Genomic DNA, 24769 nt, shown 5'->3' on the forward strand with positions numbered 1-24769 from the left:
TAATTGTTGATTATTAAATGGGATGTGGTATCATGCTGTTAAAAAACTGTAGGATAGTGAAAGATAACAAAATCATTGAGGGAGATATTTTAATCAATGATAATGGAGTTATTGAGAAAATAGCCAAAGATATTAAAGTAGATGATGAAACAATAGATATAAGAGGCTATTTAGTTATTCCGGGAGTTATTGACGCACATGTTCATTTTAGATGGGGAGAGGAAGAGAAGGAAGATTTTTTAAGTGGGAGTTTGGCTGGGATAAATGGAGGAGTGTGCTTTGCCATAGACATGCCAAATAATAAGCCCCCTATAGCAACTAAACAGCTTTTTTATAAAAAACTTAAAGACTGCAAGAGATACAGCAAAATAAACGTGTTTTTAAACTTTGGTGTTACAGAGAAAAACTATTTTGAGATTATAGAGGAGGCAAAGGCATATAAGATATTCATGGTTAAATCCGTTGGAGATTTGTTTATAGAGGATTATTCAAAATTAAAAGACATTTTAAACCAAAATAAAGTTTTTTGTATCCATGCTGAACATAAGGATATAATAAATGAAAATTTAAAAAAATACTCCTTAAATAGCTGGACAGACCACTGCAAAATTAGGGACAAAAAATCAGAGGTTGAAGCAGTTAAAGAAGTTATAAAAAATCTAAGAATTATTGATAAATATAATGATAAAAAGCCTCACATACACTTTTGCCATATCTCAACCAAAGAGGCATTATATTTAATAAAAAAAGCAAAAAAAGATCTAAAAAATATCAGAATTACTGTTGAAGCTACTCCTCACCACATCTATTTAAACAAAGACATGGCTGAAGAACTAAAGGGCTTTGGCAAGTTTAATCCTCCATTGAGAGATAAAGATGACAACATAGCTTTAATTAAAGGTATTATAAATAGAGATGTTGATATTATAGCCTCTGACCATGCTCCTCATCTGTTGGAGGACAAGCTTAAAGATGTTAAAAACTGCCCTTCTGGAATTCCGGGAATTGAGACTATTGTCCCTCTAACTCTAAATTTGGTTAATAAAAAGTTAATAACTTTATTTGATGCAATAAGGGTTTTATCACAAAATCCAGCCAAAATATTTGATATAAACAACAAAATTGAAGAAGACAATTTGGCAAACCTAACCATTATTGATTTAAAAAAAGAAGGAAAAATTAATGTTGAATTATTCAAATCAAAGGCAAAGTTCAGCCCGTTTGATAAATGGGAAGTTAAGGGCTTCCCAATCTATACGGTTGTTAATGGAAAGGTTTATGAAGCTTATGGGTTTTATTATTAACCATATTTAAAAATAGAAAAATATATAAAAATTAAAAGATAAAATTTTAATGTTAAATGTTATAAAGAAGAAAATTTTTGGTGAAAGATATGGTAAGTTTTGACCAGGAAAAAATGTTAAAACCAGCTATAATTGGGGGAATTATTAACATAGTTCTTGATGTTGTATGCTGTTTGGGGATTATAGTAGGTGGAGCTATTGCAGCCCATCTTTATGTTAATGCAGGGGGAGTTTGTGATTATGAAAATTGTGGATTAGTTGGAGCAATCTCAGGAGTAATTGGAGGATTCTTTGGGAGTATACTAAATTATCTATTAATGGCACAACTTATGGTAATGTTTGGAGGATATCATCCTTATGGTATGGGAACCTCTTTAATTATCTCAATGATTTCGGGTATAATCTTTGGAGCAATATTAGGAGCAGTAGGGGGAGTAATATATGTTGTTATAAAAAATAGATAAGTGATGCTATGAAAAAATATTATGTACTTATTCTTGTCTCTTTTCTCATTTTCTATTTAGGAATTTTTTTGGCCCCTTATTTTGCATTTTTAGGAGAACATTCAAATTTTTGGAAGTTAATTTCAATATGTTTTTATTCTATATACTCCCCCATATGTCATCAAATGCCACAAAGAAGCTTTTTTATTTTTGGACATAAGATGGCAGTTTGTGCGAGATGTTTTGGAATTTATACAGGCTTTTTAATTGGAATGCTTATTTACCCATTTTTCAAAAAATTAGATGATTTTAAAATCCCCAACAGATGGTATTTAATAATTTCATCAATTCCTATGGCAGTTGATGGAACTACCCAACTAATTGGGTTAAGAGAAAGTTTTAATGAGTTGAGATTTATAACTGGATTTATTGTTGGTTTTACTATAACTTTTTATATTTTACCGATATTCTTTAAGCTTCTATCCAAATATAAAATCAAACATGCCAATATAAAAATTTACAAATAATAGAAAATTATATATATAAGTTTTGCATTAGTTTAGGAGCTTCACGCTAGCATCTTTAGGTTTTAACTTCCATATCCAATATAAAACTGCAAAAGCTCTAAAGATAGGAGGTGATTTCAATGGAGGGTGTTAAAATTAAAGAAATTAAGAGAATAGATGTGTTATCTCTTGCAGTATTTGGTGGAGTATTTAACACACTTTTGGTAGTTATATGGTGGTTATTATTGATGCTAATACTTAGTCCGCTCTTAGCTTATTCTGGAAGTAATGTTGCTGTAGGTTTTTTAGGTTGGGGAATCCTTGGTCTTATAATATATTCCATTGTTGGTTTTGTATTTGGTTTTATAGGAGGGGCAATTACTGCTATTATCTATAATATTGTAGCATCAATAGTAGGTGGCATAAAAATAGTGTTAAAGTAATTTTGCTATTTTTAATAATTTTCAATTAATTATGTTATTAATAAATTATAAAATTTAAATAGAGTGGAATTTATGAACTACGACCAAAAAATAATAGAAAGGGGGAAATTATATTACAGAAACAATTTGGTGAAATACTGTATAAAATACAAAAATTTTTTGTTTGGGGAGGTTATAGGTTCAGAGACATACAAAGTTAAAGTTGATTTAGATGATAACTATTTTGGTTTATGCACCTGTCCATACAAATACAACTGCAAACACGCCTATGCCCTAATTGAAGCGTATAAAAACAACAACTACATAGATGCTGAAAAAATTTTTAAAGAAATAGAAAATAAACCCAAAGAAGAAATTTTAGAAGTTTTAAAAAATCTAATCATTAAATATTATCTATGGGATGAGTTTTTAGATACAAATAGTTTGTTAAACAAAGCTATTGGGTTAATAAAACTAATTCCATTAGAAAAAAAGAATATCCACACATTTAAATCATTTTTAAGGAATCAGTTTGTTAAAAATGCTGATGATGAGGAATTAATAAAAATTATTGATGAAATGATAAAGGCAGATTTGGATTTTAATAATTCTGATATTATAGAAGCATTAACAATAATATTAGACGAAATCTTCAAAAGAGAAAATAAAGGAATCATAAAAAAGCTTATAAATTTATATAGGAAGTATAAAAAAGAGTTATGGATTGTTGGAGATTATTTAATTATACATTACGATAATTACTTTGATTATGAGGGTTAGAGATAGAGATGTTGTGGAGCTTCCCTTCTATTACTTACAATCTTCTTTAAAGCCCATTCTAAATCTTCTTTACTAATATAATCTCTATCTTCTAATATAGCCTTATGTAGTGCTGGCTTTAAGAATTTCTCTTTAATATCTCTACCACTAAATCCTTTTGTTTTTTCAACGAATTCTTTTAAATTAGCTTTAACAGGAATTGGCATCTTTTTAGCATACAATTCCATAATCTTTAATCTCTCTTCATCATTTGGTAATTTGAACTCAATCTCTTCTTCAAATCTACTTCTAATTGCCGGGTCTAACATGGCTGGGTTATTTGTAGCCGCTATAGTTACAACTCCTTCATTTTCTTTAATTCCATCTAATTCAGTTAGTAGAGCATTAACTACTTCAGAAACATCTCCTCTCAATGATTGGTACTCTCTACTAAGTCCTATTGCATCTAACTCATCAATAAACACAATACATGGAGCATTTTCTGAAGCTCTTTGATAGAGTTCTCTAATCATTTTAGAGGCATCTCCAACATGCTCTCCAATAAGTTCTGGAGCTTTCACTAATATGAATGATGAGTTAGTCTCTGTAGCTAAAGCTCTCGCCATCAATGTCTTTCCAGTTCCTGGAGGTCCATAGAACAATACATTCTTTGGAGCCCACTCTCCAAAGAGCTTTGGATTTTCTAAATACTTCATGATAATCCTACATTTCTTCTTAGCCTCTTCCTGCCCAATAATCTCGCTGAACTTAGCTTTTTTAAACTGTGTTCTAAGGATTTTTTTAGGAGTTTGTAATTTAAATACTGTCTCGCTTGTAATCATACCTCCTTCTTTTGGGTAAGTTGAAATAACCTTGAAAGCATAATCTGGAAGGATTGAGTTATCAAATAAGTAATCTCCCTCTTTAACAATCTCGCCAATCCACTGGTCTCTCGCATAGATGTTGAATAATATAGGGTCATCAGTAGAAACTTTAACATTCTCGCTACTAACCCTAATTGGGAATCCCGCAGGCTCTAATACAACATACTTTAATGATGGTAATGTATCATCATAAGTTTTAATCTTTGAAAAAGATTTTATTTTTATTGGATTAAATCCAATTTTACTCATAATCTCTCACCAATTTAAATGATGATAGTAAGTAGTAAGGCAACTATATTTATATTCATGAAGTGATATTAATAATTTACTTTACCAAAAATGTAGGGGGATGGAATGACATCGATGGATATGCTTTTCTTCTTATTCATATTCCTATTGTTTATTTATCCAGAGATGATGTTGAGATATAGGATAATGAGAAGGTTGAGATGTATAAGGGAGATAGAGAGAGAAAGAGGAACGAGAGTTATAGCTATGATACATAGGCAAGAAGCATTAACATTCTTAGGAATACCGATATATAAATTTATCACTATTGAAGATAGTGAAGAGATTTTAAGAGCTATTAGATTAACACCAGAAGATATGCCTATTGATTTAATCATCCATACACCTGGAGGTTTAGCTTTAGCGAGTGAGCAGATAGCTTTAGCTTTAAAAGAACATAAAGCTAAAACAACAGTTATAATCCCACATTATGCTATGAGTGGAGGTAGTTTAATAGCCTTAGCGGCTGATGAAATAATTATGGATAAAAATGCTGTTATGGGGCCAGTAGACCCTCAAATTGGGCAGTATCCTGCCGCATCTATCTTAGAAGCATACTATAGAAAAGGAGAGAAGGTAGACGATGAGACATTAATATTGGTTGATATATCAAAAAAGGCAATTAAACAGATGGAAGAGTTTGTTTATGAGTTGTTGAAAGATAAATATGGGGATGAAAAAGCTAAAGAAATTGCAAAAAAACTAACTTCAGGAACATGGACACATGACTATCCTTTAACAGTTAATAAATTGAAAGAGCTTGGCATTGAAGTTAATACAAACGTTCCAAGAAAAGTTTATGAGCTGTTAGAGCTTTATCCACAACCAATGGGTGCAAAGCCATCTGTCTATTACATCCCTATCCCATATAGCAAAAAAGAAAGTGAAAAAAATGCAAAATAAGAAAATTAAAAAAGTTAGAGTTGGGGAATTAGAATTTGATGTTGTATTAGCAGATAATTTTATTAAAAGAGCTTTTGGTTTAATGCTTAGGGATATTGGAGATAAAGCTATGCTATTCCTATACAAAAGAAGAAAAATAGCTATGCACACATTCTTTATGCTTTATCCTATTGATGTAATTTTTATTGATAAAGATGTGGTTGTTGAAGCTGTAAGATTAAAACCATGGAAAACCTACAAATGCAAAAATTACTCAACGGCAATGCTTGAATTTAAGTGTAGAGATGTTGAGCTAAATAAGCTTATTGGGAAAAAAGTAGAATTTATGAGAGGATAATTATGGATTATTTAAAAATCTTAGAGGATTTAGTAAAAATCAGAACTGACAATAGAATTGGTGTTAAAAAGGCATTTAAATATTTATCTAATCTTTTTAATAACTTAGGAATAAAGAATACTACCATTGAGAATTGTTTTGTAGCTTATAAAGAAAAAGAAAACTTTGATTTGATATTAAATTCACATATAGACACTGTAAAAGTCCAATCAAATTTTAAAAAGGATGATAACAATTTTTATGGAACTGGAGTTATAGATGCCAAAGGGAATGTAGTTTTAATGATTCATGCTTTTTTAAATAGTAATAATTCTTTGTTGGTTATATCTCCAGATGAAGAAACAGAATCAAATGGAATCTATAATTTTTGTCAATATTTGAGGAATAAAAATAAAATTAAGAAAGATATTAAATGCATAGTTGGAGAGCCAACAGATTTGAAAGTTTGTATTGGACATAAGGGGAGGTTTGAGTATATTGTTGAGGCATTTGGTAAAGCGAGGCATGCTTCATCTCAAGGCCTAAATCCAATAGAAATCTTAAGCAGAGTTATCTTAGATTTAAGACAAATGCCTTTGGAAAAGATTAAAGTTGATAAAATCTACAGTTCTTCAATAACTCCAACCATAATAAAAGGCGGAATTCAAAGTAATATAATTCCTGACTATGCTTATGTCTTATTTGATGTTAGGAGTGTTGAGAAGGATATAATAAAAAAGATAGACAATTTTTTATCTCAAAAACATTACTCAAAGCATATAAAAAGTGGATTAAATCCAGGAAGACATTATGCTGATTTCTACATGCTTGAAAATAAAGAGTTGATAGATAAGTTGTCTAAACACTTTAAAATATCCTTTTTCAATGCCACCTGTGAAGCATATTACTTCAACAAATTTTTAAAGGCAGATACTGTTATTTATGGCGTTGGAAGATTAGAGCTTGCCCATTCTAAAGAAGAGTATTTAAATTTAAATGATTTTGACAAAGGAATTAAAGAAGTAGAGAAGCTTGCAGAATTGATGTTAAGTTAAATTTCTAAATTTGTAATTCTAATTCCTGTTCCTTTTGACTTATATTTTATATTTAATCCAATTAATAATGGTGTTATTGCCTCAATAATTCTTGATTTTTCTAAATTACCACAATCAATTGCCCTAACTCCATCTATTTGATTAGCTAAATCAATAACAACTTTCTTTGCCTCCTCATCATTTCCACAAACTAAGATATCACAATCAACTGGATTATCTAAATCTTCCAAAACAGCATGACAAACATTTTGAAATGCACTAACTACCTTACTCTCTTTTAATACATTTTGAACCATTTCAGCAACTGAGCCATCTGGAGGAAACAACAACCTTGTTGGTTTATCTCCAATAGCTGTTGCTAAAGGAACACCAATAGAAACTACTATCTTCCCCTTTAAATCTTCTTTCAATTGTTTTATTGTTGATAGAGTGTATTCATAAGGTATTGAAAGGATAACGACATCTCCTTCTTTTGCTGCCTCTTTATTTTCTAAGCCAATGATATCTGCCTCAATTCCTCTCTGATTTAATATTTCTTTAGCTTTTTTAGCGGCTTCTTCTGCTTTTTCTTTCTTTCTTGAACCTATGATTATCTTATTATTTTTAGCCAATCTTAAAGCTAAACCAAATCCTTGGTCTCCAGTTCCTCCCAATATCGCTATTTTCATTTTTTCACCTCTACAATTTCTTTTTTTATATCATAAACCATGAAATCTTCACTGATAATAATCTTAAAGCTCTCATTATACTGTTTAACGTTCATTTTATATAAGTTGAAATACTCCTCCTTATCATACCTTGCTGAGATATGAGTCAAAATTAAAATTTTTACATCTGCCAATTTTGCTATATTGACAGCATCTCCTATTGTAGAGTGCATATTCTCTTTGGCAATATCTTTGGAAAAATCATCAAATGTCGCTTCATGAATTAAGACATCACATCCCAACTCTTTCAAATATTTTCCAAAATCTTCTAATGGAATGGTATCTCCGCTGTAAGCTAAACAAAATCCTTTTTTTGGAGGTAACAAAACGTCTTCTGGCTTTACAATTTCTCCATAAATATTTTTAACAGCCTCTCCATTTTTTAGTTTTTTTAAATCCGGCCCTATCTTAACTCCAAGCTTTTTAGCTTTCTCAATATCTAAACGTGGTTTTTTTATCTCTTTAAATATGTATGCATAAGAAGGAATGCCGTGTTCAGTTGGATAGGCAATTATCTCATAATTTTCTTCATTATAAACAGTTATTGGCTCTTTTGCATAAATTTCATAGACTTTTATTGGAAATTCTATATAATGAGCTCCAAGCTTTAATGAGTTCTCTATAACTTCCTTTGTTCCTTCAGGGCCGAAGATTTTAAGCTCTTTCTCTCTTCCAAAAAATCCCATACTCTGTAAAAGTCCTGGAATGCCTAGTATATGGTCTCCATGTAGATGAGTTATAAATATATGGTTAATTTTCATTGGTGATACTTCAGTAAAAAGCATCTGCCTTTGAATATTTTCACCACAATCAAATAAAAAAACCTCTCCTCCAAATTTAAATGCTATCCCTATATGATTCCTATTTTTTGATGGAACTGCCGCCCCAGTTCCTAAGAATATCAGTTTCATAATAATCATCACTTATTCTTCATTTTCTAAATATTCTTTAACAACATCTTCAAATTCCAATTCTTCAACCCATTTTTTCATATTGTTGCACCACTCTTCCATGGTCTTTTTTATAATCTTTTTGGTTTCTTCAAATGGAATTGCTTCATAAACGTAATAATATCCTCCATCTTTTATATTTACTTGCTTTCTCTTAACTAAACCTGCATTCATTAAATTTTGGACAGACCTTTGAACCGTACTTCTATCCCTATTAATTCTCTCAGCAATGTCGTTTATTTTTGATGGGCCGTTTTTTAAAATATCGAAATAAACTTTAACATCAGAAACCTTTATACCAAAAACACATGCCATTAAGCTATCAAACGTCCAAGTTGTGCATGGAGTCTTTAATAAAAGTTTGCTCATATTACCACCAATCATAATTGTGACACTAACATTAACTATACTATATTCATATTTAAAATTATTCGTTAATATTGTCCATAATATTATTCATGAGAATTTTCACAATTTTCTCTCCACTCTTCCCATCTCCAAATGGATTTTTCCAATTTCTCTTTTTATTGAGCATTATTTCAACTGCTTTAATTAATTTTTCTTTATTATCACCAACTAAAATATTTGCTCCAACTTCAACTGTTTCTGGTCTTTCAGTATTGTCTCTCAAAGTTATGCATGGGATTTTTAAAATACATGCTTCTTCTTGAACCCCACCACTGTCTGTTAAAATTATCTTAGCATTCTTCTCCAACATTAAAAATTCCAAATAGCCAACTGGTTCAATAATTTTTATTTTTTTATTGCTCTTTAATTTACCAAATAGATTAAACTCTTCCAATCTTTTCTTAGTTCTCGGATGGATTGGGAAAATAATAGTTTTATTATAAATTTCAGTTATTTTTGCTATCCCTTCCACTATGTTCTTTAATCTTTCTTTATTATCAACATTTTCAGCCCTGTGTAGGGTTAATAGAAAATAGTCATTATCAACAATATTATTAAAAAAAGCTTTAATGTTTTCATTTTTTTCAGCAATCTTTAAATTTTGTAAGGTAGCATCGACAATAGTATTTCCAACAACAAAAATCTTATTTTCTTCAATTCCTTCTTTCAGTAAATTATTCTTAGCTATTTCAGTTGGAGCAAAGAGATAACTGCTTATATGGTCAGTTAAAACCCTATTTATCTCCTCCGGCATGTTCCTGTCAAAACTTCTTAAACCAGCTTCAACATGGGCTATATCTATCTTTAATTTAGAGGCAGTTAAAGCTCCAGCTAAGACAGTGTTTGTATCTCCCTGAACTATAACAACATCTGGCTTTTCATTTAAAAGGACTCTCTCTATCTCTATTAACATCCTTCCCGTCTGCTCTCCATGAGTCCCAGAACCAATATTTAGATTATATTTTGGTTTCGGTAAATTCAGCTCCTCAAAGAATATTTTATCCATGTTTTCAGAGTAGTGCTGATTAGTGTGGATGATATGCCAATCTATGTTAGTTTTTTCTAAAATCCTAATTATTGGAGAGAGCTTTATAATCTCTGGCCTCGTCCCTAAGATTATTGAAAGCTTCATGTTATCCCTCATATTCTGCTGTTAAAACCTCCCTAATCTTCTTAGCCCTCTCTTTTCCAACACCCTCAACCTTCATTAACTCTTCCTCTTTTGCTGTAAATACTCTTTCAACAGTTTTAAAGTGCTTTAACAGCCTTTCAGCTAACGCTCCACCAACATCTGGCAGACTTTCAACAATGAATTTCTGCTGTTCCTTTAAAGACATAGTAGTTTTTCCATATCTTACCATAACAGCCCTTTTTTCTTTTAATTGCTCTTTCTCTGCAATCTTTATTAACAAATCTGCTGTTTCTTCAGCATTTTTTGTAAATATTATTGGGATACCAAAATCCAATATTATTGATAAAATAGCTCCTCTAAGAGCATTTTCATGAATTCTACCAAAGTTATCTCCTTCAACTATCAATAATGGCTTTTCAACCTTTCTGAGGTTTTTTAGCTGGCTAAATAATCTTTTATCAATTATTGAATTTACAAAATCCTCGGCTGTTTTTCTCTCAACAACAACTCTATCACTCAAAACATAATCTCCAACTTCTAAGGTTTTTAGCTCAATGTTTGCATAGTTATGTAAAAGCTTAGCCATATTTTTTTCTCTAACATCTACAATAATTTTTATTGGTTTTTTTGGGACTTTTATATCTTGCTTTATTTTATCTTCCTCTGATTTAGATTTTTCCTTAACTTCAATCTGTTTAATAAAATCTAATATTGTTACTGGTTTTTTGGCTTTTTCTTCCTCTTTTTTAATTTCTTCTTTTGTTGCAGTTTTGAAAATTGGGTGGGTATCTTCAATATCTGCTTCTTTTATTTCTTTTATCTCTTTTTTTGTTTCTTCTTCTCTCTCTTCTTCAAATTTTTTCTGTAACCTCTTATTTAACAAATAACACATATTTTTTAATAATCTCTTCATCTCTTTCTCTCTGTATAAAGCACTTCTATAGTATGCTTCATCAGCCGTTCCCTTAGCTATTAAAACATAAACTTTTCCTCCTTCTCCTCTCATTGCCCTACCTCTTCTCTGAATAAATCTAATCTCTGAAGGAACCGGCTCATAGAATATAATGTAATTTACCGTTGGAATATCAATCCCTTCTTCAGAGACACTTGTTGATACCAAAACACTTCCCTCTTTTTTAAATTTCTCTATCGCTTCTATCTGCTCTTTTTGACTCATCCCCTTTCCTTCTTTATTTGCCTGCCCTATAAATCTTATTGCCTTAATCCCATTCTGGGTTAAGAGATTAACTATCTTCTCTACAGTATCTCTATATTGGGCAAAGATAATAATTCTTTCATCTTCATTTTTTTGTAAAATACCTTTAACTATATCAACAACCTTGTCTAATTTTGGATGCTCAACATTAGATTTCATTAATAAATTAACCGCCTCTCTAACTTTTTCATCATTAACAATAGATTTAGCTGATTTTGTTCTCTGCATGGATAATTTATTTATATAGTTTAGAAATACACTCTTTCCCTGACTTTCTAAAAGTTCTTTAGCATGCATCAACTTTAAAGCCTCTGAGCAAACTCTTATAAGCTCATACTTCACTTCCTCATCATAAGAAAATAGTTTATTATTTAATTCAATAAGTTCTGTTTTTGTTGTATTTGAGATAGAGTCTATAACTCCAGCATCTTTCAATATCTTTAATCTCTCCTTTAAAGCTTCATTTATCAATTTTAACGCTCTTTTAAATTCATCTGGTAAATCAATTCTAATTGGAGTTAATTTCACTTTAGCAATATATGGCTTTACATCCTCATCATCTTCAGTTCTAACTTCAACATGCTCAATCCCTAAGTTTTCACATATTTCCATTACTCTATCAATATCAGAACCTGGAGAGGCGGTTAATCCTAAAACATGGCACTTATCTTTAAATTTTTTTGCTACAAAGGCATAGGCATGGTCTCCTGTTGTGTGGTGAGCTTCATCAGCTATCAATAAAACAAACTCATCAATGTTTATTCTTCCAGCTATAATATCGTTTTCTATGACTTGGGGAGTAGCTATGAAGATTTTCCCTTTTTTATATAATTCAACTCTTTTTTTTGGCTGAATTTTTCCAGTTAGGGCAATTATTTTATCCTCATCAATGTTTAAAACCTCTTTTAGTCTGTTATAATGCTGCTCAACTAAGGGTCTTGAAGGGGCTAAGATTAAAATTTTCCCATCTTTTTTTGTTAAAATTCCTGCTATAACCAATATAGCTATAGCTGTCTTCCCTAAACCTGTTGATAAAACACATAATGTCTTTTTCTTTAAGGCATTTGCTGCTATAATCTGCTGATACAATCTTGCCTCCAAAGTTTTTGATTTTATTAATGGATGCTCAATAAACATAATCATCCATCTCTTTAAATTGTTGTGTTTTTATAGTGTCTTTTAAAATTAAAAAATTTATTATTTATTAATATTAGATTATAAAAAATAAAAATAAATTAATAATTTTTAAATTTCTTCAAATTCTTCAAACTCTTGACGTCTCTTTCTTTTTCTAATATATAAGATAAGTATTATAACAACAATTACTCCCCCAATTATATATATTGGTCTTAATGATTCTTGTTTTTCTACTTTTTCAACATGTATATTGAATGTCTCTGTAGTGTTATATTGGTTGTGGTAATCATCAAAGTATGTAACAGTTACCTTAATTGGAATATCTCCAAAATCATTTATTTCAAAAACTGACGTGTCATAATCATCTTCATCCAAATCTCCAATATACTTAGTATAATTTTTCCCATTCACAGTTAAAGTCATTACACAATGTCTAATCTTTGTAGTCCCTCTATTTGCAATTCCAATGGTTATCTCTACATAATCTCCTTTATTTTTTACATCATCTAAATAAATGTATGGCTGATTTTCATAAATTTTCTTCACAACTCTTATATTTAAAGGAATTGTTAAATTATACTGTCTACCATCTTCTCCAATCCAAAATAATTTTGCATTAATTGAATATATTCCATTTTCAATCTCTGGAACTGCATATATTTTTATAGGGATGATATATTGATTATTTGACTTTAAACATCCAATAAAAACTGAACCTCCCCCTAAGATATTGATTTTATCATTTCCAATTAAATATAAGTTTAAATATTTTGCATTTCCCGTTCCTACATTCTTTACATCCAATTTTACAGTTTTAGTTTTTCCTGGAATTATTGATGTATCGTTTATTTTCAATTGAAAGCTCGCTATTCCATAAACAGGTAGGTAATAGACCTTAGTAACTTCGTAGTGGTTTATGATTTCTTTGCCATTTTTATTTTCAACTTCATCATAACTAACTTTTACATCTATTCTATAATCTCTTGATGGGGCATTCTCATCAACGTGTAGTTTGAAATATGCAATATCTGATTCTCCAGGGTTTAAATGGCTAATTTTTGCTTTTCCCTTAACTGGATTAACTTGCTTTAACTCAAATGGGTAATGAGGAGATACCTCAACAACTACATTCCTTACCTCATTATCATAATTATCATTGGTTATTTTAATCCACAAATTTACATCATCCCCCGGATGAATAATATTCGGCTGATACTGAGGATTATCTATTTGAATGGCAGAGATGGAAGACAGCAAAATAAATCCAATTAAAATCATTAAAAATTTTTTAAACATATTATCCCCCAAAAGTTAATTTATATATAGAAGTTAAGATTATATTTATATATAAAGCTTTAGATGTTTTTGGGGAAGTCTATGAAAGTTGAGGATATTATTACATTTGCATTTAAAAACATGAAGCAAAAAAGAACTCAGAGCTTATTGACGATTGTTGGTATTGTGATAGGTGTTTTAGCAATAGTTAGCTTAATCTCTTTAGGATATGGTGTTCAAAACTACATACATGAGGAGATGATGAAAATAGGTTCTAATAAAATAACAATTCTCCCTATGAAACAATTTGGTGTTCCCCCCTCTCATTATTTCACAAAAAAAGAAGTTAAAGCTATTAAAAAGGTTAAAGGTGTCGATACAGTTATGTATGGTTGGTATGGAGGGTGTGAAATAGAATACAACGGAGAGAAAAAGTTTGTATCTTATTATTATGCAATCCCATCAAAATTAAGGGAAGTTTATAAAGATAGTGGTTACGATATTGAAAAAGGTAGGTGGTTAGAGGATAACGATAAATATGCATGTGTCATTGGTTATGGAACAGCTCATAACCTATTTAATAGAGAGATAAAGGTAGGAGATGTAATAAAAATTAAGGATAAAAAATTTAGGGTTGTTGGAATATTGAAGCAGGTAGGAAATCAGCAGGATGATAATTCAATTATTTTAAACATAGATGTTGGAGAAAAATTATTTGGAAATGAGGGAGAGTATAACTTCATTTCTGTAACTGTGAAAGAGGGGGAGGATATAGAAAAAGTTTCAGAGGAAATTAAAAAAGCTTTAAAAAAATCTTTTGGAGATGAAGAGTTTTCTGTTTTAACTGCTGAGCAGTTAGCAGAAACTGTTAGTTCAGTCCTTGGAGTTATAACCATATTCGTTGTTGGGGTTGCCGCTATATCTTTATTAGTTGGAGCTGTTGGTATCTCAAACACTATGCACATGAGCATCTTGGAGAGGAGAAAAGACATTGGGATATTAAAAGCATTGGGGGCGGAGACAACTGATATTTTGGCAATATTTGTTGTTGAGTCTGGATTTTTAGGTTTATTTGGGGGTGTTGTTGGTTTAGTTTTAGGGGTTTTATTAGCAGAGATTATTGAAGCATTAGCTCACAAAATGGGTTATTTAATGGTTAATGCTTGGATTTCTTATGAGTTGATTGTTGGTGTTTTGATATTTTCCTTTTTAGTTGGTGTTATAAGTGGATATTTCCCAGCGAGAAGTGGGGCTAAATTAGACCCAATAGAGACATTGAGAGGGGAATAAATTGATAGAAGCTAAAAACATCTGGAAAATCTATGGTAGAGGAGAAGCAAAAACTATAGCTTTAAAAAATATTAATTTGGAGATTGAAGAAGGGGAATTTCTTATGATTATGGGGCCGAGTGGTTGTGGAAAATCTACTCTATTAAATATTTTGGCTCTCTTAGATACTCCAACAAAGGGAGAAGTTTATTATAAAGGGAGAAGAACGAGCTCAATGAGTGAAAATGAAAGAGCTATTTTTAGGAGAAAGGTTAGTGGATTTATCTTTCAGCAATTCCACTTAATAAAAACACTAACTGCCTTAGAAAATGTGGAATTGCCAATGATGTTGGATGAGAAAGATAAAAGTTATAGGAGGAAGAGGGCAAAAAAGCTTTTGGAGATGGTTGGTTTGGGAGATAGATTAAATCATTATCCTTATCAATTAAGTGGAGGACAACAACAAAGAGTGGCTATAGCAAGAGCTTTAGCAAACAACCCAAAGATAATATTTGCTGACGAGCCAACAGGGAATTTAGATAGTAAAAGTGGAATAGCTGTTATGAATATTTTAAAGGAACTGAATGAAAAAGGAATAACTATAGTTATGGTTACACATGAGCAGGAATTGACAAAATATGCCTCAAAGATTGTTAAGTTGAGAGATGGGGAGATAGTTGAGATTGTTGAAAAATAATAATATTTAATAATATAAATTAAATATGGGAACTACAAAGGAAACCTTTATATATAAGTTTCGCAAAGGTATGTTTTGTTAAGATTAAAAAATGAAAGAGGTGTAAAAAATGGCTGAGATGATAATTCCATACCCACAGCTTAAAAAGATAATGAACACAACCTGTGAAATCGATTTGTATAAAACAGAAGCTGAAGACATGATGGATGTTGTTGAAAAGAAATTAGCAGATTTGTTTGAGGTGGCATACAAAAATGCAAAAGAAGAAAATGCCAAAATCATAAAGATGAGACACATCCCATTAACAAAAGGATTTTTAAACTCAATGGAGTTGTTTAGAAGCGTTATTGAAGAGGAAAATATAGTAGCTGAAACAATTAAAAAGTATGTTATGAAAAAAATACCTGGAGATTTACCTTTGGATGACATAGTTGTTGATAATCTTCCACTAATAACAGGAACAATATTTATTGTAGTTGGTAGAGTAATTAAAGCATTACACGAAGATATTGAAAGAATAAGAAAAGAGCATATCGAAGAAGCTAAGAAAGTATTGGACTACACATTATAAATCCATGTTATTTTTTATTTTCTTATTTTAGCTCATCTAATCTATTTGCCCATCTCATTAAAATTTCTCTTGCTCTTTTAAGTTTAGAGTTGCTATAATCCAGTAAAAATTTTAAGTAATCATTATCAACAAATATCTCCCCATCCTCACCTATTGGAGCATCTACCTTATAAGTTGTTAAAATCTCAACAATAACTCTTTTTTCTGAAACTGATTTTATAGAAGAAGCTTTTAAACCAGAGTGTATAGCAAGTTCAAGCATCTTTTTTGCTGAGCTAATGTCTTTACATGCAATATGTAGTATAGGAGAGTTCATAACAAAAACTATATAACCCTCTTTTCTATTTTTTAGTGCATCAAACATCTCCTCATAAGTCGCATAGTGATGCCACTTTCCAAGCCATCTCGAGTATAGCTTTGGATTCTTATCTTTAGGAATTTCCATTATTCCAACTCTGCCAATACAGCTCGAAGTTGTATAATAATTATCAATTTCATTGATTTTGTTTAGTATTGGAATTATCTCCTCATCTACTAAACCTTCTCTTATAGCAAGTTCTAAATTCATTAGAGTCCTTTTTTTATCCTCTAAAAACCCCATTATTTCCCTCAATTACGTTATATTTATAAATATAACTGTGCAAATTTATGCCACTATTGTTTTTCATACATTCTATTAGTAAATCTAAAATTACATGTTTTATATATAATAAGTTTAATTATGTATAATTGTGGCTAAAATACCACACAAACATACACAACAATACACAGGTGATAATATGGCAGAGTTCGTTCCAGCAGAAACCATGGAAGTTGTTAAGAAAAATTGCCCAGAGTTCTATGAAGCAGTAGCAAATCTACAAAAAGAAGTTTTTAGTGGGAAAAAGTTAGATGAAAAAATGCAAAGATTAGTTTTATTGGCAGTTGTTGCAACTTTGGGAGACGAAAAAGCAGTTAAAAGACAGACAAAAAAATTATTAGAAATGGGGGCTACAATTGAAGAGATTCAAGACGTTATGAAAGTTGTTTATATCGGAGCAGGTATGCCAAGATTCATAAAAGCAGTTGAGGCAATCTTAGAAGTTGCTGGAGACCAGTGCTAAATCTTTAAGGGCTATTTATCCATTCTATTTTTTATTATTTTGTTTTTATGGATATTTATATATTTAAATTAAAGAATATAATTTTAACTATAGCAAAAAGTTTTTAAACCCCTAATAAATCAAAATGAACATAAAAATAAATTATAATTATTAAGATTTCTAATTAAATATTCATTTCTAATTAAATATTCATTTGTTGGTGTTATTATGATACCGATGATATATAAAGAAATGTGTCCTAACTGTAACGGAGAAATAACAAGTGAAAGGTTAGCTATTGGAGTTTGTGAAAAATGTTTAAAAGAAAAAAATGTTTTTGAAAAGCTAAAATTATGTGAAAAACTTAGAGAAGAGAAAACTTTAAAGGAATTAAAAAGCTATTGCATCATTTGGAATGAATTTAAAGAGTTTGAGGAATTTGCTAAGAGTTTAGGATATGAGCTTTTAAGCATACAAAAGATGTGGGCAAAGAGGGTTTTAAAGAACAAGAGCTTTTCAATTGTAGCACCAACTGGAGTTGGAAAGAGTTTTTTTGGAATATTGATGTCTCTGTTTTTAGCTAAGAAAGGGAAAAGATGCTATATTATATTGCCAACAACACTCTTAGTTAAACAAACCTATGAGAAAATGCTATCCCTTGTAGAAAAAAATAATTTAAATATAAAAGTAGTTGCATATCATTCAGAACTATCAACAAAAGAAAAGAAAGAAGCAAAGGAAAGAATTGAAAACAACGATTATGATGTTTTAATAACAACATCCAACTTTTTAACAAAAAACATGCCAAACTGCAGATTTGATTTTGTGTTTGTTGATGATGTCGATGCATTGTTAAAGGCTTCAAAAAACATCGATAGAACTTTAAAGTTATTGGGATTTGATGAAGAGATAATAAATGAGGCATATAAAATCATCTACCTAATAAAGATTGGAAAGATTGAGGATGCAATGAAAAAGAGAGAGATTTTAAAAGAAAAAGTTGCCAAGATAAAGCATGGATGTTTAATTATTGCCTCTGCAACTGGAAAGAGTTATGGAGATAGGGTTAAGCTCTACAGAGAGCTTTTGGACTTTGAAATTGGATTTGGAATGAACAAGCTTAGGGATGTTGTTGATATTTATGATGAGGAGTTCAGCAAAGAGAAGATTTTAGAGTATATAAAATTATTTGGCTCTGGAGGAATTGTATTTGTTTCAATTGACTATGGTGTTGAGAAAGCCCAAGAGATTGAAAAATATCTGTTAGACAACAACATTAAAGCAAAATTGATCCATTCAAAGGATAAGAAAGGATTTGATGACTTTAGAGAGGGAAAGATTGATGTTTTAATTGGTGTTGCATCATACTATGGGGTTTTGGTTAGAGGTTTAGATATGCCAGAAAGGGTTAGATATGCTATATTTTATGGCATTCCAAAGTTTAAAATTAGGCTGAAGGAGTATATAAACAGTTTAAAAGAAAAAGGAGAGTTAAAGGAAGATATTGACATTGAAGGAAAGACAGAGGAAGAGATTAGGCAAATAATAACTGAAAAGTTAAAGATAAAGAATTTCTCTCTAAGGAAGGAAGATGATGAATATCTCCTATTAATTCCAGATGTAAAAACCTATATACAAGCATCTGGAAGGACTTCAAGGATGACAGAGTTTGGTTTAACTAAAGGAGCAAGCATTGTGTTAGTAGATGAAAAAGAGATTTTTGAAGCTCTCAAAAAGTATATGCTGTTTATGTATGAGAGTGAATTTAAAAGAATAGATGAGATAAACTTAGAGGAGTTAATCAAAAAGATTGATGAAGATAGGGAGAAGATAAAAGTCGGAAGGGCTAAAGGAAAAGTTCCAGATTTGCTAAAATCAGTTTTAATGGTTGTAGAGAGTCCTAACAAGGCAAGAACCATAGCTAATTTCTTTGGAAAACCCTCTGTTAGAAAGATAAACAACAGAAATGTCTATGAAGTCTGTATTGGAGATTTAAACCTAATTATAACTGCAAGTGGGGGGCATGTCTTTGACTTAGTTACAAAAGAAGGATTTTATGGGGTTAAGATAGAAGATAACTTATACATCCCAATATATACATCAATTAAAAAAGTAAATGGAGAGCAGTTTACTGACCAAAAGGATTTAGAGGAGTTGATAAGGCAGTTGATGGAGAAGGGAGAGAAAGTAAATGCAATGGATGCTAAAGAGAATGTAGAGATTATTAGGGAGATAGCAGATGAGGTTGATGCCATATTTATAGCAACAGATATCGATACAGAGGGAGAAAAAATAGGCTATGACATAGCTATAAATGCCCTTCCATTCAATAAAAACATCTATAGGGTAGGATTTAATGAAATCACAAAAAGGGCTATACTAAAGGCTGTAGAATCATTTAAGAAAGGAGATAAATTAGAGTTAGATGAAAATAAAGTTAGGGGGCAGATAGTTAGGAGAATAGAGGACAGATGGATTGGATTTAGGTTGAGTCAAAAGTTGTGGGAAGTATTTGATAAAAACTATCTGTCAGCCGGTAGGGTCCAAACGCCAGTATTGGGATGGATTATAGAGAGATACAACGAGCATAAAATAAAAGTACCTTATCTCTCTTTAAAATTAGAAAATGACATCTATATTGGAAAGATTTGGGAGGATGAGTTTGATAAGGATGAGGTTGAGGTTGAAGTAAAGGTTTATGAGAAGGAAATTCCTCCTCTCCCACCATTCACAACAGATACTTTGTTAGAGGAAGCTACAAAGAGATTTGGCTTAAGTACCGATGAAGTGATGTCTATAGCTCAAGAACTGTTTGAATTGGGTTTGACGAGTTATCACAGAACCTCTTCAACAAGGGTTTCATTAGATGGGATGAGGGTAGCAAGAGAATACCTAAAGCTAAATAATATGGAAGATTATTTAAAAAATAGAGAGTATTTCATGGAAGGAGCTCATGAGTGTATAAGACCTACGAAACCAATGGATACTGAGGAGTTAATAGAGTTTTTAAAGGAAAACAACATAAAACTAACCAAAAACCACATAAAGGTTTATGATTTGATATTTAGAAGGTTTATTGCCTCTCAGATGAAAGAAGCAGTTGTTGAATATGAAGAGATTTATATAAAAGATTTGGATGAGAAGGTTGAGGGTTATATTGATATAAAGTTTGACGGTTGGAGCAGAATTTATAATTTAAAGTTAAAAAAGCTTCCAAGGATTGAGAAAAGTACTTTAAAAGTTTTAGATAAAAAACTTAGAAAGATTCCAAAAGTTCCATTGTATGATGAGGGTGAGGTTGTTAAGTTAATGAAAGAGAGGGGTATTGGAAGACCTTCAACCTATGCTCAAATTATCAAAAAGTTGTTAGATAGGGGCTACGTCATAAAAAGTAGGGATAAAAATAAACTAATTCCAACAAAGTTGGGAATTGATGTCTATAATTATTTGATAAGTAATTATCCTCACTTAATATCTGAAGAGAGAACGAGGGAGTTAGAGGAAATTATGGATAAGATTGAGAATGGAGAAGTTGATTATTTAGAGGTTTTAAAAGCTTTACATGAAGAGATTTTGAGTATAAAATAATTGGGGTTATCCAACATAGTTTAATAGCATTTTCCCTTTTTCACTGATTCTTACATACTTTGACTTTCCAATTTTTTCTGGCTTTTCTATCAACTCCAACTCTAAGAGTTTTTCAACGACATTTTTATTAATCCAGACCAAATCACTCTGTTTAGTAGAATTAACTGAACTTCTACACTTTTTTCTCCAATCAATAATTTTCTTTAAATCATCAATATCACTGCCAACAATATCCTTTAACTCTTTAACTAAACTCTTCATTTTTTTAACAGAACCTCCTACCGCCTTAATTAACTCTTTTATACTCCTCTCATCATATACATCAGCATTCAAAAACTCTTCTTTTGTTAAAATGCTAAGCTCTTTTATTGTTAGCCCCCTACTTCCAGCCCTACCAATAAACTTTAAAAATATTAATAACTCTTCCCTCGGCAAACTAACTTCAAATGGATAAATCAACCTAATTCCCCTAACTCCAAAACTCCTCGGTAAATAAGAGCAATCATACTTTTCCTTATATTCCTTCCTTAATTTTTCCCTTTCTTTTTCAGAAATATCATCTAATAACCTTTCTGGAATTACATAATAAGGAATAATCTTCGAATTTTCTTTGTTTAATATCATTGCACAAGTTGTGCCAGCAATACATCCAATTGTAGAACCAGACGATACATTAATATAAAATCTAACGTCCCCAAACTCCTTCCTCTCATGAGCTATAATATCTTTCATCTTTTTAACAATATCATCCAAATCAAATAAATCTGCTTCCACAACCTCATAATTGACCCTTTTTTCTTCAAACTTTTTAATAATTGCATTTTTAAATGCTTTTCCCTGTTCTGAATCATTATTCTCAGGCATGCAAATTAAATAAACCTTTTCAGCTCTTCTCATTATCGGAACTTCAGTAATTCTATCCACTTCATAACCTTGAACTGCTATATGGACTCCTCCTCTTATTTTTTCTAAGTCATTCATCATTTCACTCACCTCATTAAAAACAGTAAGCATAGTATGCTTAATCAATAGTATGTAATATATTCTTTTTGCCATATATACATTATTGGCATCGTAATCTTCGAGATAAGAGGGATATCATGGGTTCTGCAAATGCTTTTATAATTGTTGGAAGGCCAGATTTCTTGCATAATGGGATTTATCCGACACACTGTTTAATTCTCCACGAGAATGACAAACCATGGTGGGTTTTAACTCCAATCATGAGATTTTCAAAAGATAAGTCTAAAAACTGTGACATAATCGTTTGGATTCCAACTGTTGAGCATATGCTTGAAGATGCCTTGCTAATGATTGGAATATACATAATTAAAGACAAAGAGCTCGTTTCACTTGCTAAAAAGTTCTTCAAAAATATGGAAGGGAATAGAATCTGGCTGTATGAGGATATAGAAAAAGAACATTTGGAAAAACTTAGGGAAGTTTGTAAAAAAGTGTTATCAAAGTATAATCTCAAAATTGTCATGGCAATAACTTTGGATAGCACAATACTACACCAAATTGATGTTTTAAAGGACTATAAAATTGAGTGTGAAGTTTGCACTACAAGATTTGGACGATGGAGGAAAGGTTGGAGGGGAGAATTGAAAGAATTTGAAGAATATGACATTTTAAACAAAAGTAGAAGGTTACTGGAGTAATGATAGTAAGCATTGTAAGGTTACTAAGGTAGTAAGTATTATTTATCACTTTGTATATTACATTATTCATGAGCATTACAAACCCCAAACAGTGATACTATGGAGTATGTGTTTGTCTATGGGAGTTTAAGAAAGGGCTTTTGGAATCATGAGGCTTATTTAAAAGATAGCAAATTCATTGGAAAAGGCAAAACCAAAGAGAAATATGCCATGTATGCCAATATCATTCCCTACGTTGTTGAAAATGAGAAAATCTCTCACATTGTTGGAGAAGTTTATGAAGTTGATGAAAAAACCTTGGAGAGGATTGATTGCCTTGAAGGACATCCACACTTCTATAGAAGAAAGAAAGTTCCAATAATTTTAGAATCTGGGGATGAAATAGAGGCTTGGATATACTTCTATCCGGAACCTTGTGGAGTTTTGGTAGAATCTGGAGATTATAAGGACTATAGGGGATAAATATGTGTGAGTTACTTGGAATTTGCTTTAATAAGAAAGTTAATGTTAATTTATCCTTGAATAGCTTTAAGCATAGGAGTGAAGAGCATCCGAACGGTTGGGGAATTGCATTCTATCCAGATGGCTTTGTTAGATTGATAAAAGAGCCGATTAAGATGAATGATGCTTTATTAGCTGAATGTGTTAGATGGACTAAGATAAAATCAAAGATATTCATTGCCCACATAAGAAAGGCGAGTGCTGGAAGTGAATCTTATGTTAATACCCACCCATTCATTAGAAGATTAGATGGTAGGGAGATTGCCTTTGCCCATAATGGGACTTTACTTGGATATGAGGATTTAGAGCTTGATGGGTATTATCCAATTGGAGAGACGGATTCAGAGTATGTATTCTGCTATCTGCTATCTCAAATTGGAAGGAGAGGGATTGAGTGGAATAAGGAGGGGTTTGATGAGTTATTGGATATATTAAGAAGGAAAATTAACAAATATGGGGCTTTTAATTGTTTATTCTCTGATGGAGAGTATTTGTTTGCTTATAGGGATTGTAAAGGTAGGAGAAAGTTGCATTTCTTAAAGAGAAAGCCACCCTATGGAAGAATTAGGTTGGAGGATGAGGATTATGTTATAAACTTGGGGGATGTTAAAAGTGCAAATGAAGAGGGGTTTATTATAGCTACAAATCCTCTAACTAATGAGAATTGGATGAGTTTTGAAAATGGGGAGTTGATAGTGTTTAAAAATGGGGAGATGATTTACTCTAATAAGAGATTAACTGACTTAGAATTGAAAATATTAAAAATCCTTAGAGAAAGCCCACATAGGGTTAGTTTAAGAAATATTATTAAAAATCTCAACCGTTTATCTCGAAATATAAGATATGATAGTTCTGTTGTGAGAATTGGGATTAGAAGTTTGTTGGATAAGGGATATATTAAGCAGAATGGTACGGATACTGTAAGTTGGAATCATTTAGATGCAACGTTTTATACAAAACCAGAGAAGAGGGAAGAGATTGATAGAAGGCTTAGAGAATTTGAATGGTAGGAAAGTAGGAGAATTTACATTGATTTATCAATAAAAATGGGGTGATGAGTTATGGATGAGATGGAGGCAATGCAGATTAAAGATTTTGTAAAGGATATGGATAAAACTCAGAGGATTGTTTATTATGAGCAGAAAAAGAAGAGTGTTGGCATTGCAGTATTGCTTAGCCTTGTAATTCCTGGAGCTGGGCAAATGTATCTTGGAAAGGTTGGAAAGGGGATTATAATACTATTAACATTTTGGCTTATCATACCATATCTTTATGGGATTTATGACGCCTACAAGTCTGCAAAGGATTATAATGCCCAACTTTATTCGATAATTTTTAGTAAGGAGAAAGATGAGGAAAATAAATCCTGATAAAGTGGAAGTATGGGCTACAGTTCTTTAAAAACTTTCTTTATATTGCTGACTTTGTCAATTATTGGGTTTATGTTAGGAGTTGCTGTGGGAAATTATTGGTTTTGGTTTTTGGCTGCAATTCCAACAATTGTATTGGAAGTTTGGATTGTTTATAAATTTATTACTTGGAAGCACTTCTGGAAGGTTGTTTCACCATTTCTAATAATCATGTTTATCTTCTGCCCAATAGATGCTATAATATTAGCCTTATCATTCTATATTCTAAGGATATCCCTCTTTGCTCTAAGAGAAGCGTTAAAAGGTAAAAATAATAGAATGTGAT

The 24769-nt window shown here is 31.2% G+C and carries 27 protein-coding genes; 18 read left to right on the forward strand and 9 right to left on the reverse strand.

Translation table 11 applies throughout. From position 1 onward, the window contains the following. The first annotated feature begins 32 nt into the window (after window positions 1-32). From MFS40622_RS02490 to MFS40622_RS02510, 5 genes are all read left to right on the forward strand, one after another. Entirely contained in the window at window positions 33-1304 is a 1272-nt protein-coding gene (locus MFS40622_RS02490; RefSeq protein ID WP_012980103.1) for an amidohydrolase family protein, read from the forward strand. Between the two features lie 89 nt (window positions 1305-1393). Further along, window positions 1394-1768: a hypothetical protein gene (locus tag MFS40622_RS02495; protein WP_012980104.1), complete on the forward strand. Its 375-nt coding sequence runs from the start codon at window positions 1394-1396 to the stop codon at window positions 1766-1768. An 8-nt stretch (window positions 1769-1776) separates the two neighbouring features. Next, window positions 1777-2274 carry a DUF2085 domain-containing protein gene (locus MFS40622_RS02500; RefSeq protein ID WP_012980105.1) on the forward strand — a complete coding sequence of 166 codons (498 nt, stop codon included), beginning with the start codon at window positions 1777-1779 and terminating at the stop codon, window positions 2272-2274. 119 nt (window positions 2275-2393) lie between these two features. Then, window positions 2394-2696, forward strand: coding sequence for a hypothetical protein (locus MFS40622_RS02505; RefSeq protein WP_012980106.1), 303 nt, complete (start codon window positions 2394-2396; stop codon window positions 2694-2696). 72 nt (window positions 2697-2768) lie between these two features. Next, complete coding sequence (locus MFS40622_RS02510) at window positions 2769-3455, forward strand: SWIM zinc finger domain-containing protein (protein WP_012980107.1); 687 nt, start codon at window positions 2769-2771, stop codon at window positions 3453-3455. Here MFS40622_RS02510 and MFS40622_RS02515 read toward each other — a convergent pair. Then, window positions 3452-4567 (reverse strand): AAA family ATPase, encoded by a 1116-nt coding sequence (locus MFS40622_RS02515; RefSeq protein ID WP_012980108.1) that lies wholly within the window; start codon window positions 4565-4567, stop codon window positions 3452-3454. The two genes, MFS40622_RS02510 and MFS40622_RS02515, sit on opposite strands and share 4 nt — an antisense overlap. Window positions 4568-4672: 105 nt before the next feature. Here MFS40622_RS02515 and MFS40622_RS02520 point away from each other — a divergent pair, with 105 nt between their 5' ends. From MFS40622_RS02520 to MFS40622_RS02530, 3 genes are read left to right on the forward strand one after another with little or no spacing between them, the layout of a single operon-like run. Further along, complete coding sequence (locus tag MFS40622_RS02520; protein WP_012980109.1) at window positions 4673-5509, forward strand: ATP-dependent Clp protease proteolytic subunit; 837 nt, start codon at window positions 4673-4675, stop codon at window positions 5507-5509. Then, window positions 5499-5846 (forward strand): DUF192 domain-containing protein, encoded by a 348-nt coding sequence (locus MFS40622_RS02525; protein WP_012980110.1) that lies wholly within the window; start codon window positions 5499-5501, stop codon window positions 5844-5846. Before MFS40622_RS02520 ends, MFS40622_RS02525 begins: the two co-directional genes overlap by 11 nt. A gap of 2 nt (window positions 5847-5848) precedes the next feature. Next, window positions 5849-6880 carry a M20 family metallopeptidase gene (locus tag MFS40622_RS02530; RefSeq protein ID WP_012980111.1) on the forward strand — a complete coding sequence of 344 codons (1032 nt, stop codon included), beginning with the start codon at window positions 5849-5851 and terminating at the stop codon, window positions 6878-6880. Here MFS40622_RS02530 and npdG read toward each other — a convergent pair. The 6 genes from npdG to MFS40622_RS02560 form a co-directional block, all read right to left on the reverse strand. Then, window positions 6877-7548, reverse strand: coding sequence for an NADPH-dependent F420 reductase (npdG, locus tag MFS40622_RS02535; RefSeq protein ID WP_012980112.1), 672 nt, complete (start codon window positions 7546-7548; stop codon window positions 6877-6879). The two genes, MFS40622_RS02530 and npdG, sit on opposite strands and share 4 nt — an antisense overlap. Then, a complete protein-coding gene (gene rnz / locus MFS40622_RS02540) occupies window positions 7545-8498 on the reverse strand; it encodes a ribonuclease Z (protein WP_048197417.1) in 954 nt (317 codons plus the stop codon). The genes npdG and rnz overlap by 4 nt, the downstream gene beginning before the upstream one ends. A gap of 12 nt (window positions 8499-8510) precedes the next feature. Then, on the reverse strand, window positions 8511-8906 hold the full coding sequence (locus tag MFS40622_RS02545) for a helix-turn-helix domain-containing protein (protein ID WP_012980114.1): 396 nt from the start codon (window positions 8904-8906) through the stop codon (window positions 8511-8513). 58 nt (window positions 8907-8964) lie between these two features. Further along, complete coding sequence (gene wecB, locus MFS40622_RS02550; protein WP_012980115.1) at window positions 8965-10077, reverse strand: non-hydrolyzing UDP-N-acetylglucosamine 2-epimerase; 1113 nt, start codon at window positions 10075-10077, stop codon at window positions 8965-8967. A gap of 1 nt (window position 10078) precedes the next feature. Next, complete coding sequence (locus tag MFS40622_RS02555; RefSeq protein WP_012980116.1) at window positions 10079-12430, reverse strand: DEAD/DEAH box helicase; 2352 nt, start codon at window positions 12428-12430, stop codon at window positions 10079-10081. Between the two features lie 108 nt (window positions 12431-12538). Next, window positions 12539-13726, reverse strand: coding sequence for a COG1361 S-layer family protein (locus MFS40622_RS02560; protein ID WP_012980117.1), 1188 nt, complete (start codon window positions 13724-13726; stop codon window positions 12539-12541). A gap of 81 nt (window positions 13727-13807) precedes the next feature. Between MFS40622_RS02560 and MFS40622_RS02565 the strand changes: the two genes are divergently transcribed. From MFS40622_RS02565 to MFS40622_RS02575, 3 genes are all read left to right on the forward strand, one after another. Continuing rightward, on the forward strand, window positions 13808-14995 hold the full coding sequence (locus MFS40622_RS02565; protein ID WP_012980118.1) for an ABC transporter permease: 1188 nt from the start codon (window positions 13808-13810) through the stop codon (window positions 14993-14995). Between the two features lies 1 nt (window position 14996). Further along, window positions 14997-15671 carry an ABC transporter ATP-binding protein gene (locus tag MFS40622_RS02570; protein WP_012980119.1) on the forward strand — a complete coding sequence of 225 codons (675 nt, stop codon included), beginning with the start codon at window positions 14997-14999 and terminating at the stop codon, window positions 15669-15671. Between the two features lie 109 nt (window positions 15672-15780). After that, a complete protein-coding gene (locus MFS40622_RS02575; protein ID WP_012980120.1) occupies window positions 15781-16242 on the forward strand; it encodes a DUF1931 family protein in 462 nt (153 codons plus the stop codon). Window positions 16243-16264: 22 nt separating this feature from the next. On the opposite strand, the gene MFS40622_RS02580 is transcribed toward MFS40622_RS02575, so the two are convergent. Next, on the reverse strand, window positions 16265-16843 hold the full coding sequence (locus tag MFS40622_RS02580) for a hypothetical protein (RefSeq protein ID WP_012980121.1): 579 nt from the start codon (window positions 16841-16843) through the stop codon (window positions 16265-16267). Window positions 16844-17021: 178 nt separating this feature from the next. On the opposite strand from MFS40622_RS02580, the gene MFS40622_RS02585 reads away from it, so the two are divergent. Together MFS40622_RS02585 and rgy are read left to right on the forward strand one after the other, a co-directional pair. Beyond that, complete coding sequence (locus tag MFS40622_RS02585; protein ID WP_012980122.1) at window positions 17022-17345, forward strand: carboxymuconolactone decarboxylase family protein; 324 nt, start codon at window positions 17022-17024, stop codon at window positions 17343-17345. Between the two features lie 207 nt (window positions 17346-17552). Next, a complete protein-coding gene (rgy, locus tag MFS40622_RS02590) occupies window positions 17553-20912 on the forward strand; it encodes a reverse gyrase (RefSeq protein WP_012980123.1) in 3360 nt (1119 codons plus the stop codon). A 6-nt stretch (window positions 20913-20918) separates the two neighbouring features. Here the strand turns inward: rgy and MFS40622_RS02595 are convergent, their stop codons facing one another. Continuing rightward, window positions 20919-21896: a DUF6293 family protein gene (locus MFS40622_RS02595; protein ID WP_232217821.1), complete on the reverse strand. Its 978-nt coding sequence runs from the start codon at window positions 21894-21896 to the stop codon at window positions 20919-20921. 116 nt (window positions 21897-22012) lie between these two features. Here MFS40622_RS02595 and MFS40622_RS02600 point away from each other — a divergent pair, with 116 nt between their 5' ends. The 5 genes from MFS40622_RS02600 (at window position 22013) to MFS40622_RS02620 (ending at window position 24768) form a co-directional block, all read left to right on the forward strand. Further along, a complete protein-coding gene (locus tag MFS40622_RS02600; RefSeq protein WP_012980125.1) occupies window positions 22013-22573 on the forward strand; it encodes a hypothetical protein in 561 nt (186 codons plus the stop codon). 99 nt (window positions 22574-22672) lie between these two features. Beyond that, complete coding sequence (locus tag MFS40622_RS02605) at window positions 22673-23035, forward strand: gamma-glutamylcyclotransferase (protein ID WP_012980126.1); 363 nt, start codon at window positions 22673-22675, stop codon at window positions 23033-23035. 2 nt (window positions 23036-23037) lie between these two features. Further along, the gene (locus tag MFS40622_RS02610) at window positions 23038-24084 is read left to right on the forward strand and encodes a class II glutamine amidotransferase (RefSeq protein WP_012980127.1); all 1047 of its coding nucleotides are present in this window, start codon (window positions 23038-23040) and stop codon (window positions 24082-24084) included. Between the two features lie 51 nt (window positions 24085-24135). Next, window positions 24136-24444, forward strand: a complete 309-nt coding sequence (locus tag MFS40622_RS02615; RefSeq protein ID WP_048197420.1) for a TM2 domain-containing protein — start codon at window positions 24136-24138, stop codon at window positions 24442-24444. A gap of 12 nt (window positions 24445-24456) precedes the next feature. After that, window positions 24457-24768 (forward strand): hypothetical protein, encoded by a 312-nt coding sequence (locus MFS40622_RS02620; protein WP_012980129.1) that lies wholly within the window; start codon window positions 24457-24459, stop codon window positions 24766-24768. Window position 24769 lies beyond the last annotated feature (1 nt).

This window comes from Methanocaldococcus sp. FS406-22, assembly GCF_000025525.1.
GTDB lineage: Archaea > AGJL01 > Methanococci > Methanococcales > Methanocaldococcaceae > Methanocaldococcus.

Bases quoted from the DNA above. Each gene is read 5' to 3' on its own strand.
- MFS40622_RS02490 (WP_012980103.1), top strand. From the start codon at position 33: ATGCTGTTAAAAAACTGTAGGATAGTGAAAGATAACAAAATCATTGAG.
- MFS40622_RS02495 (WP_012980104.1), top strand. From the start codon at position 1,394: ATGGTAAGTTTTGACCAGGAAAAAATGTTAAAACCAGCTATAATTGGG.
- MFS40622_RS02500 (WP_012980105.1), top strand. From the start codon at position 1,777: ATGAAAAAATATTATGTACTTATTCTTGTCTCTTTTCTCATTTTCTAT.
- MFS40622_RS02505 (WP_012980106.1), top strand. From the start codon at position 2,394: ATGGAGGGTGTTAAAATTAAAGAAATTAAGAGAATAGATGTGTTATCT.
- MFS40622_RS02510 (WP_012980107.1), top strand. From the start codon at position 2,769: ATGAACTACGACCAAAAAATAATAGAAAGGGGGAAATTATATTACAGA.
- MFS40622_RS02515 (WP_012980108.1), bottom strand. From the start codon at position 4,567: ATGAGTAAAATTGGATTTAATCCAATAAAAATAAAATCTTTTTCAAAG.
- MFS40622_RS02520 (WP_012980109.1), top strand. From the start codon at position 4,673: ATGACATCGATGGATATGCTTTTCTTCTTATTCATATTCCTATTGTTT.
- MFS40622_RS02525 (WP_012980110.1), top strand. From the start codon at position 5,499: ATGCAAAATAAGAAAATTAAAAAAGTTAGAGTTGGGGAATTAGAATTT.
- MFS40622_RS02530 (WP_012980111.1), top strand. From the start codon at position 5,849: ATGGATTATTTAAAAATCTTAGAGGATTTAGTAAAAATCAGAACTGAC.
- npdG (WP_012980112.1), bottom strand. From the start codon at position 7,548: ATGAAAATAGCGATATTGGGAGGAACTGGAGACCAAGGATTTGGTTTA.
- rnz (WP_048197417.1), bottom strand. From the start codon at position 8,498: ATGAAACTGATATTCTTAGGAACTGGGGCGGCAGTTCCATCAAAAAAT.
- MFS40622_RS02545 (WP_012980114.1), bottom strand. From the start codon at position 8,906: ATGAGCAAACTTTTATTAAAGACTCCATGCACAACTTGGACGTTTGAT.
- wecB (WP_012980115.1), bottom strand. From the start codon at position 10,077: ATGAAGCTTTCAATAATCTTAGGGACGAGGCCAGAGATTATAAAGCTC.
- MFS40622_RS02555 (WP_012980116.1), bottom strand. From the start codon at position 12,430: ATGTTTATTGAGCATCCATTAATAAAATCAAAAACTTTGGAGGCAAGA.
- MFS40622_RS02560 (WP_012980117.1), bottom strand. From the start codon at position 13,726: ATGTTTAAAAAATTTTTAATGATTTTAATTGGATTTATTTTGCTGTCT.
- MFS40622_RS02565 (WP_012980118.1), top strand. From the start codon at position 13,808: ATGAAAGTTGAGGATATTATTACATTTGCATTTAAAAACATGAAGCAA.
- MFS40622_RS02575 (WP_012980120.1), top strand. From the start codon at position 15,781: ATGGCTGAGATGATAATTCCATACCCACAGCTTAAAAAGATAATGAAC.
- MFS40622_RS02580 (WP_012980121.1), bottom strand. From the start codon at position 16,843: ATGGGGTTTTTAGAGGATAAAAAAAGGACTCTAATGAATTTAGAACTT.
- MFS40622_RS02585 (WP_012980122.1), top strand. From the start codon at position 17,022: ATGGCAGAGTTCGTTCCAGCAGAAACCATGGAAGTTGTTAAGAAAAAT.
- rgy (WP_012980123.1), top strand. From the start codon at position 17,553: ATGATACCGATGATATATAAAGAAATGTGTCCTAACTGTAACGGAGAA.
- MFS40622_RS02595 (WP_232217821.1), bottom strand. From the start codon at position 21,896: ATGATGAATGACTTAGAAAAAATAAGAGGAGGAGTCCATATAGCAGTT.
- MFS40622_RS02600 (WP_012980125.1), top strand. From the start codon at position 22,013: ATGGGTTCTGCAAATGCTTTTATAATTGTTGGAAGGCCAGATTTCTTG.
- MFS40622_RS02605 (WP_012980126.1), top strand. From the start codon at position 22,673: ATGGAGTATGTGTTTGTCTATGGGAGTTTAAGAAAGGGCTTTTGGAAT.
- MFS40622_RS02610 (WP_012980127.1), top strand. From the start codon at position 23,038: ATGTGTGAGTTACTTGGAATTTGCTTTAATAAGAAAGTTAATGTTAAT.
- MFS40622_RS02615 (WP_048197420.1), top strand. From the start codon at position 24,136: ATGGATGAGATGGAGGCAATGCAGATTAAAGATTTTGTAAAGGATATG.
- MFS40622_RS02620 (WP_012980129.1), top strand. From the start codon at position 24,457: ATGGGCTACAGTTCTTTAAAAACTTTCTTTATATTGCTGACTTTGTCA.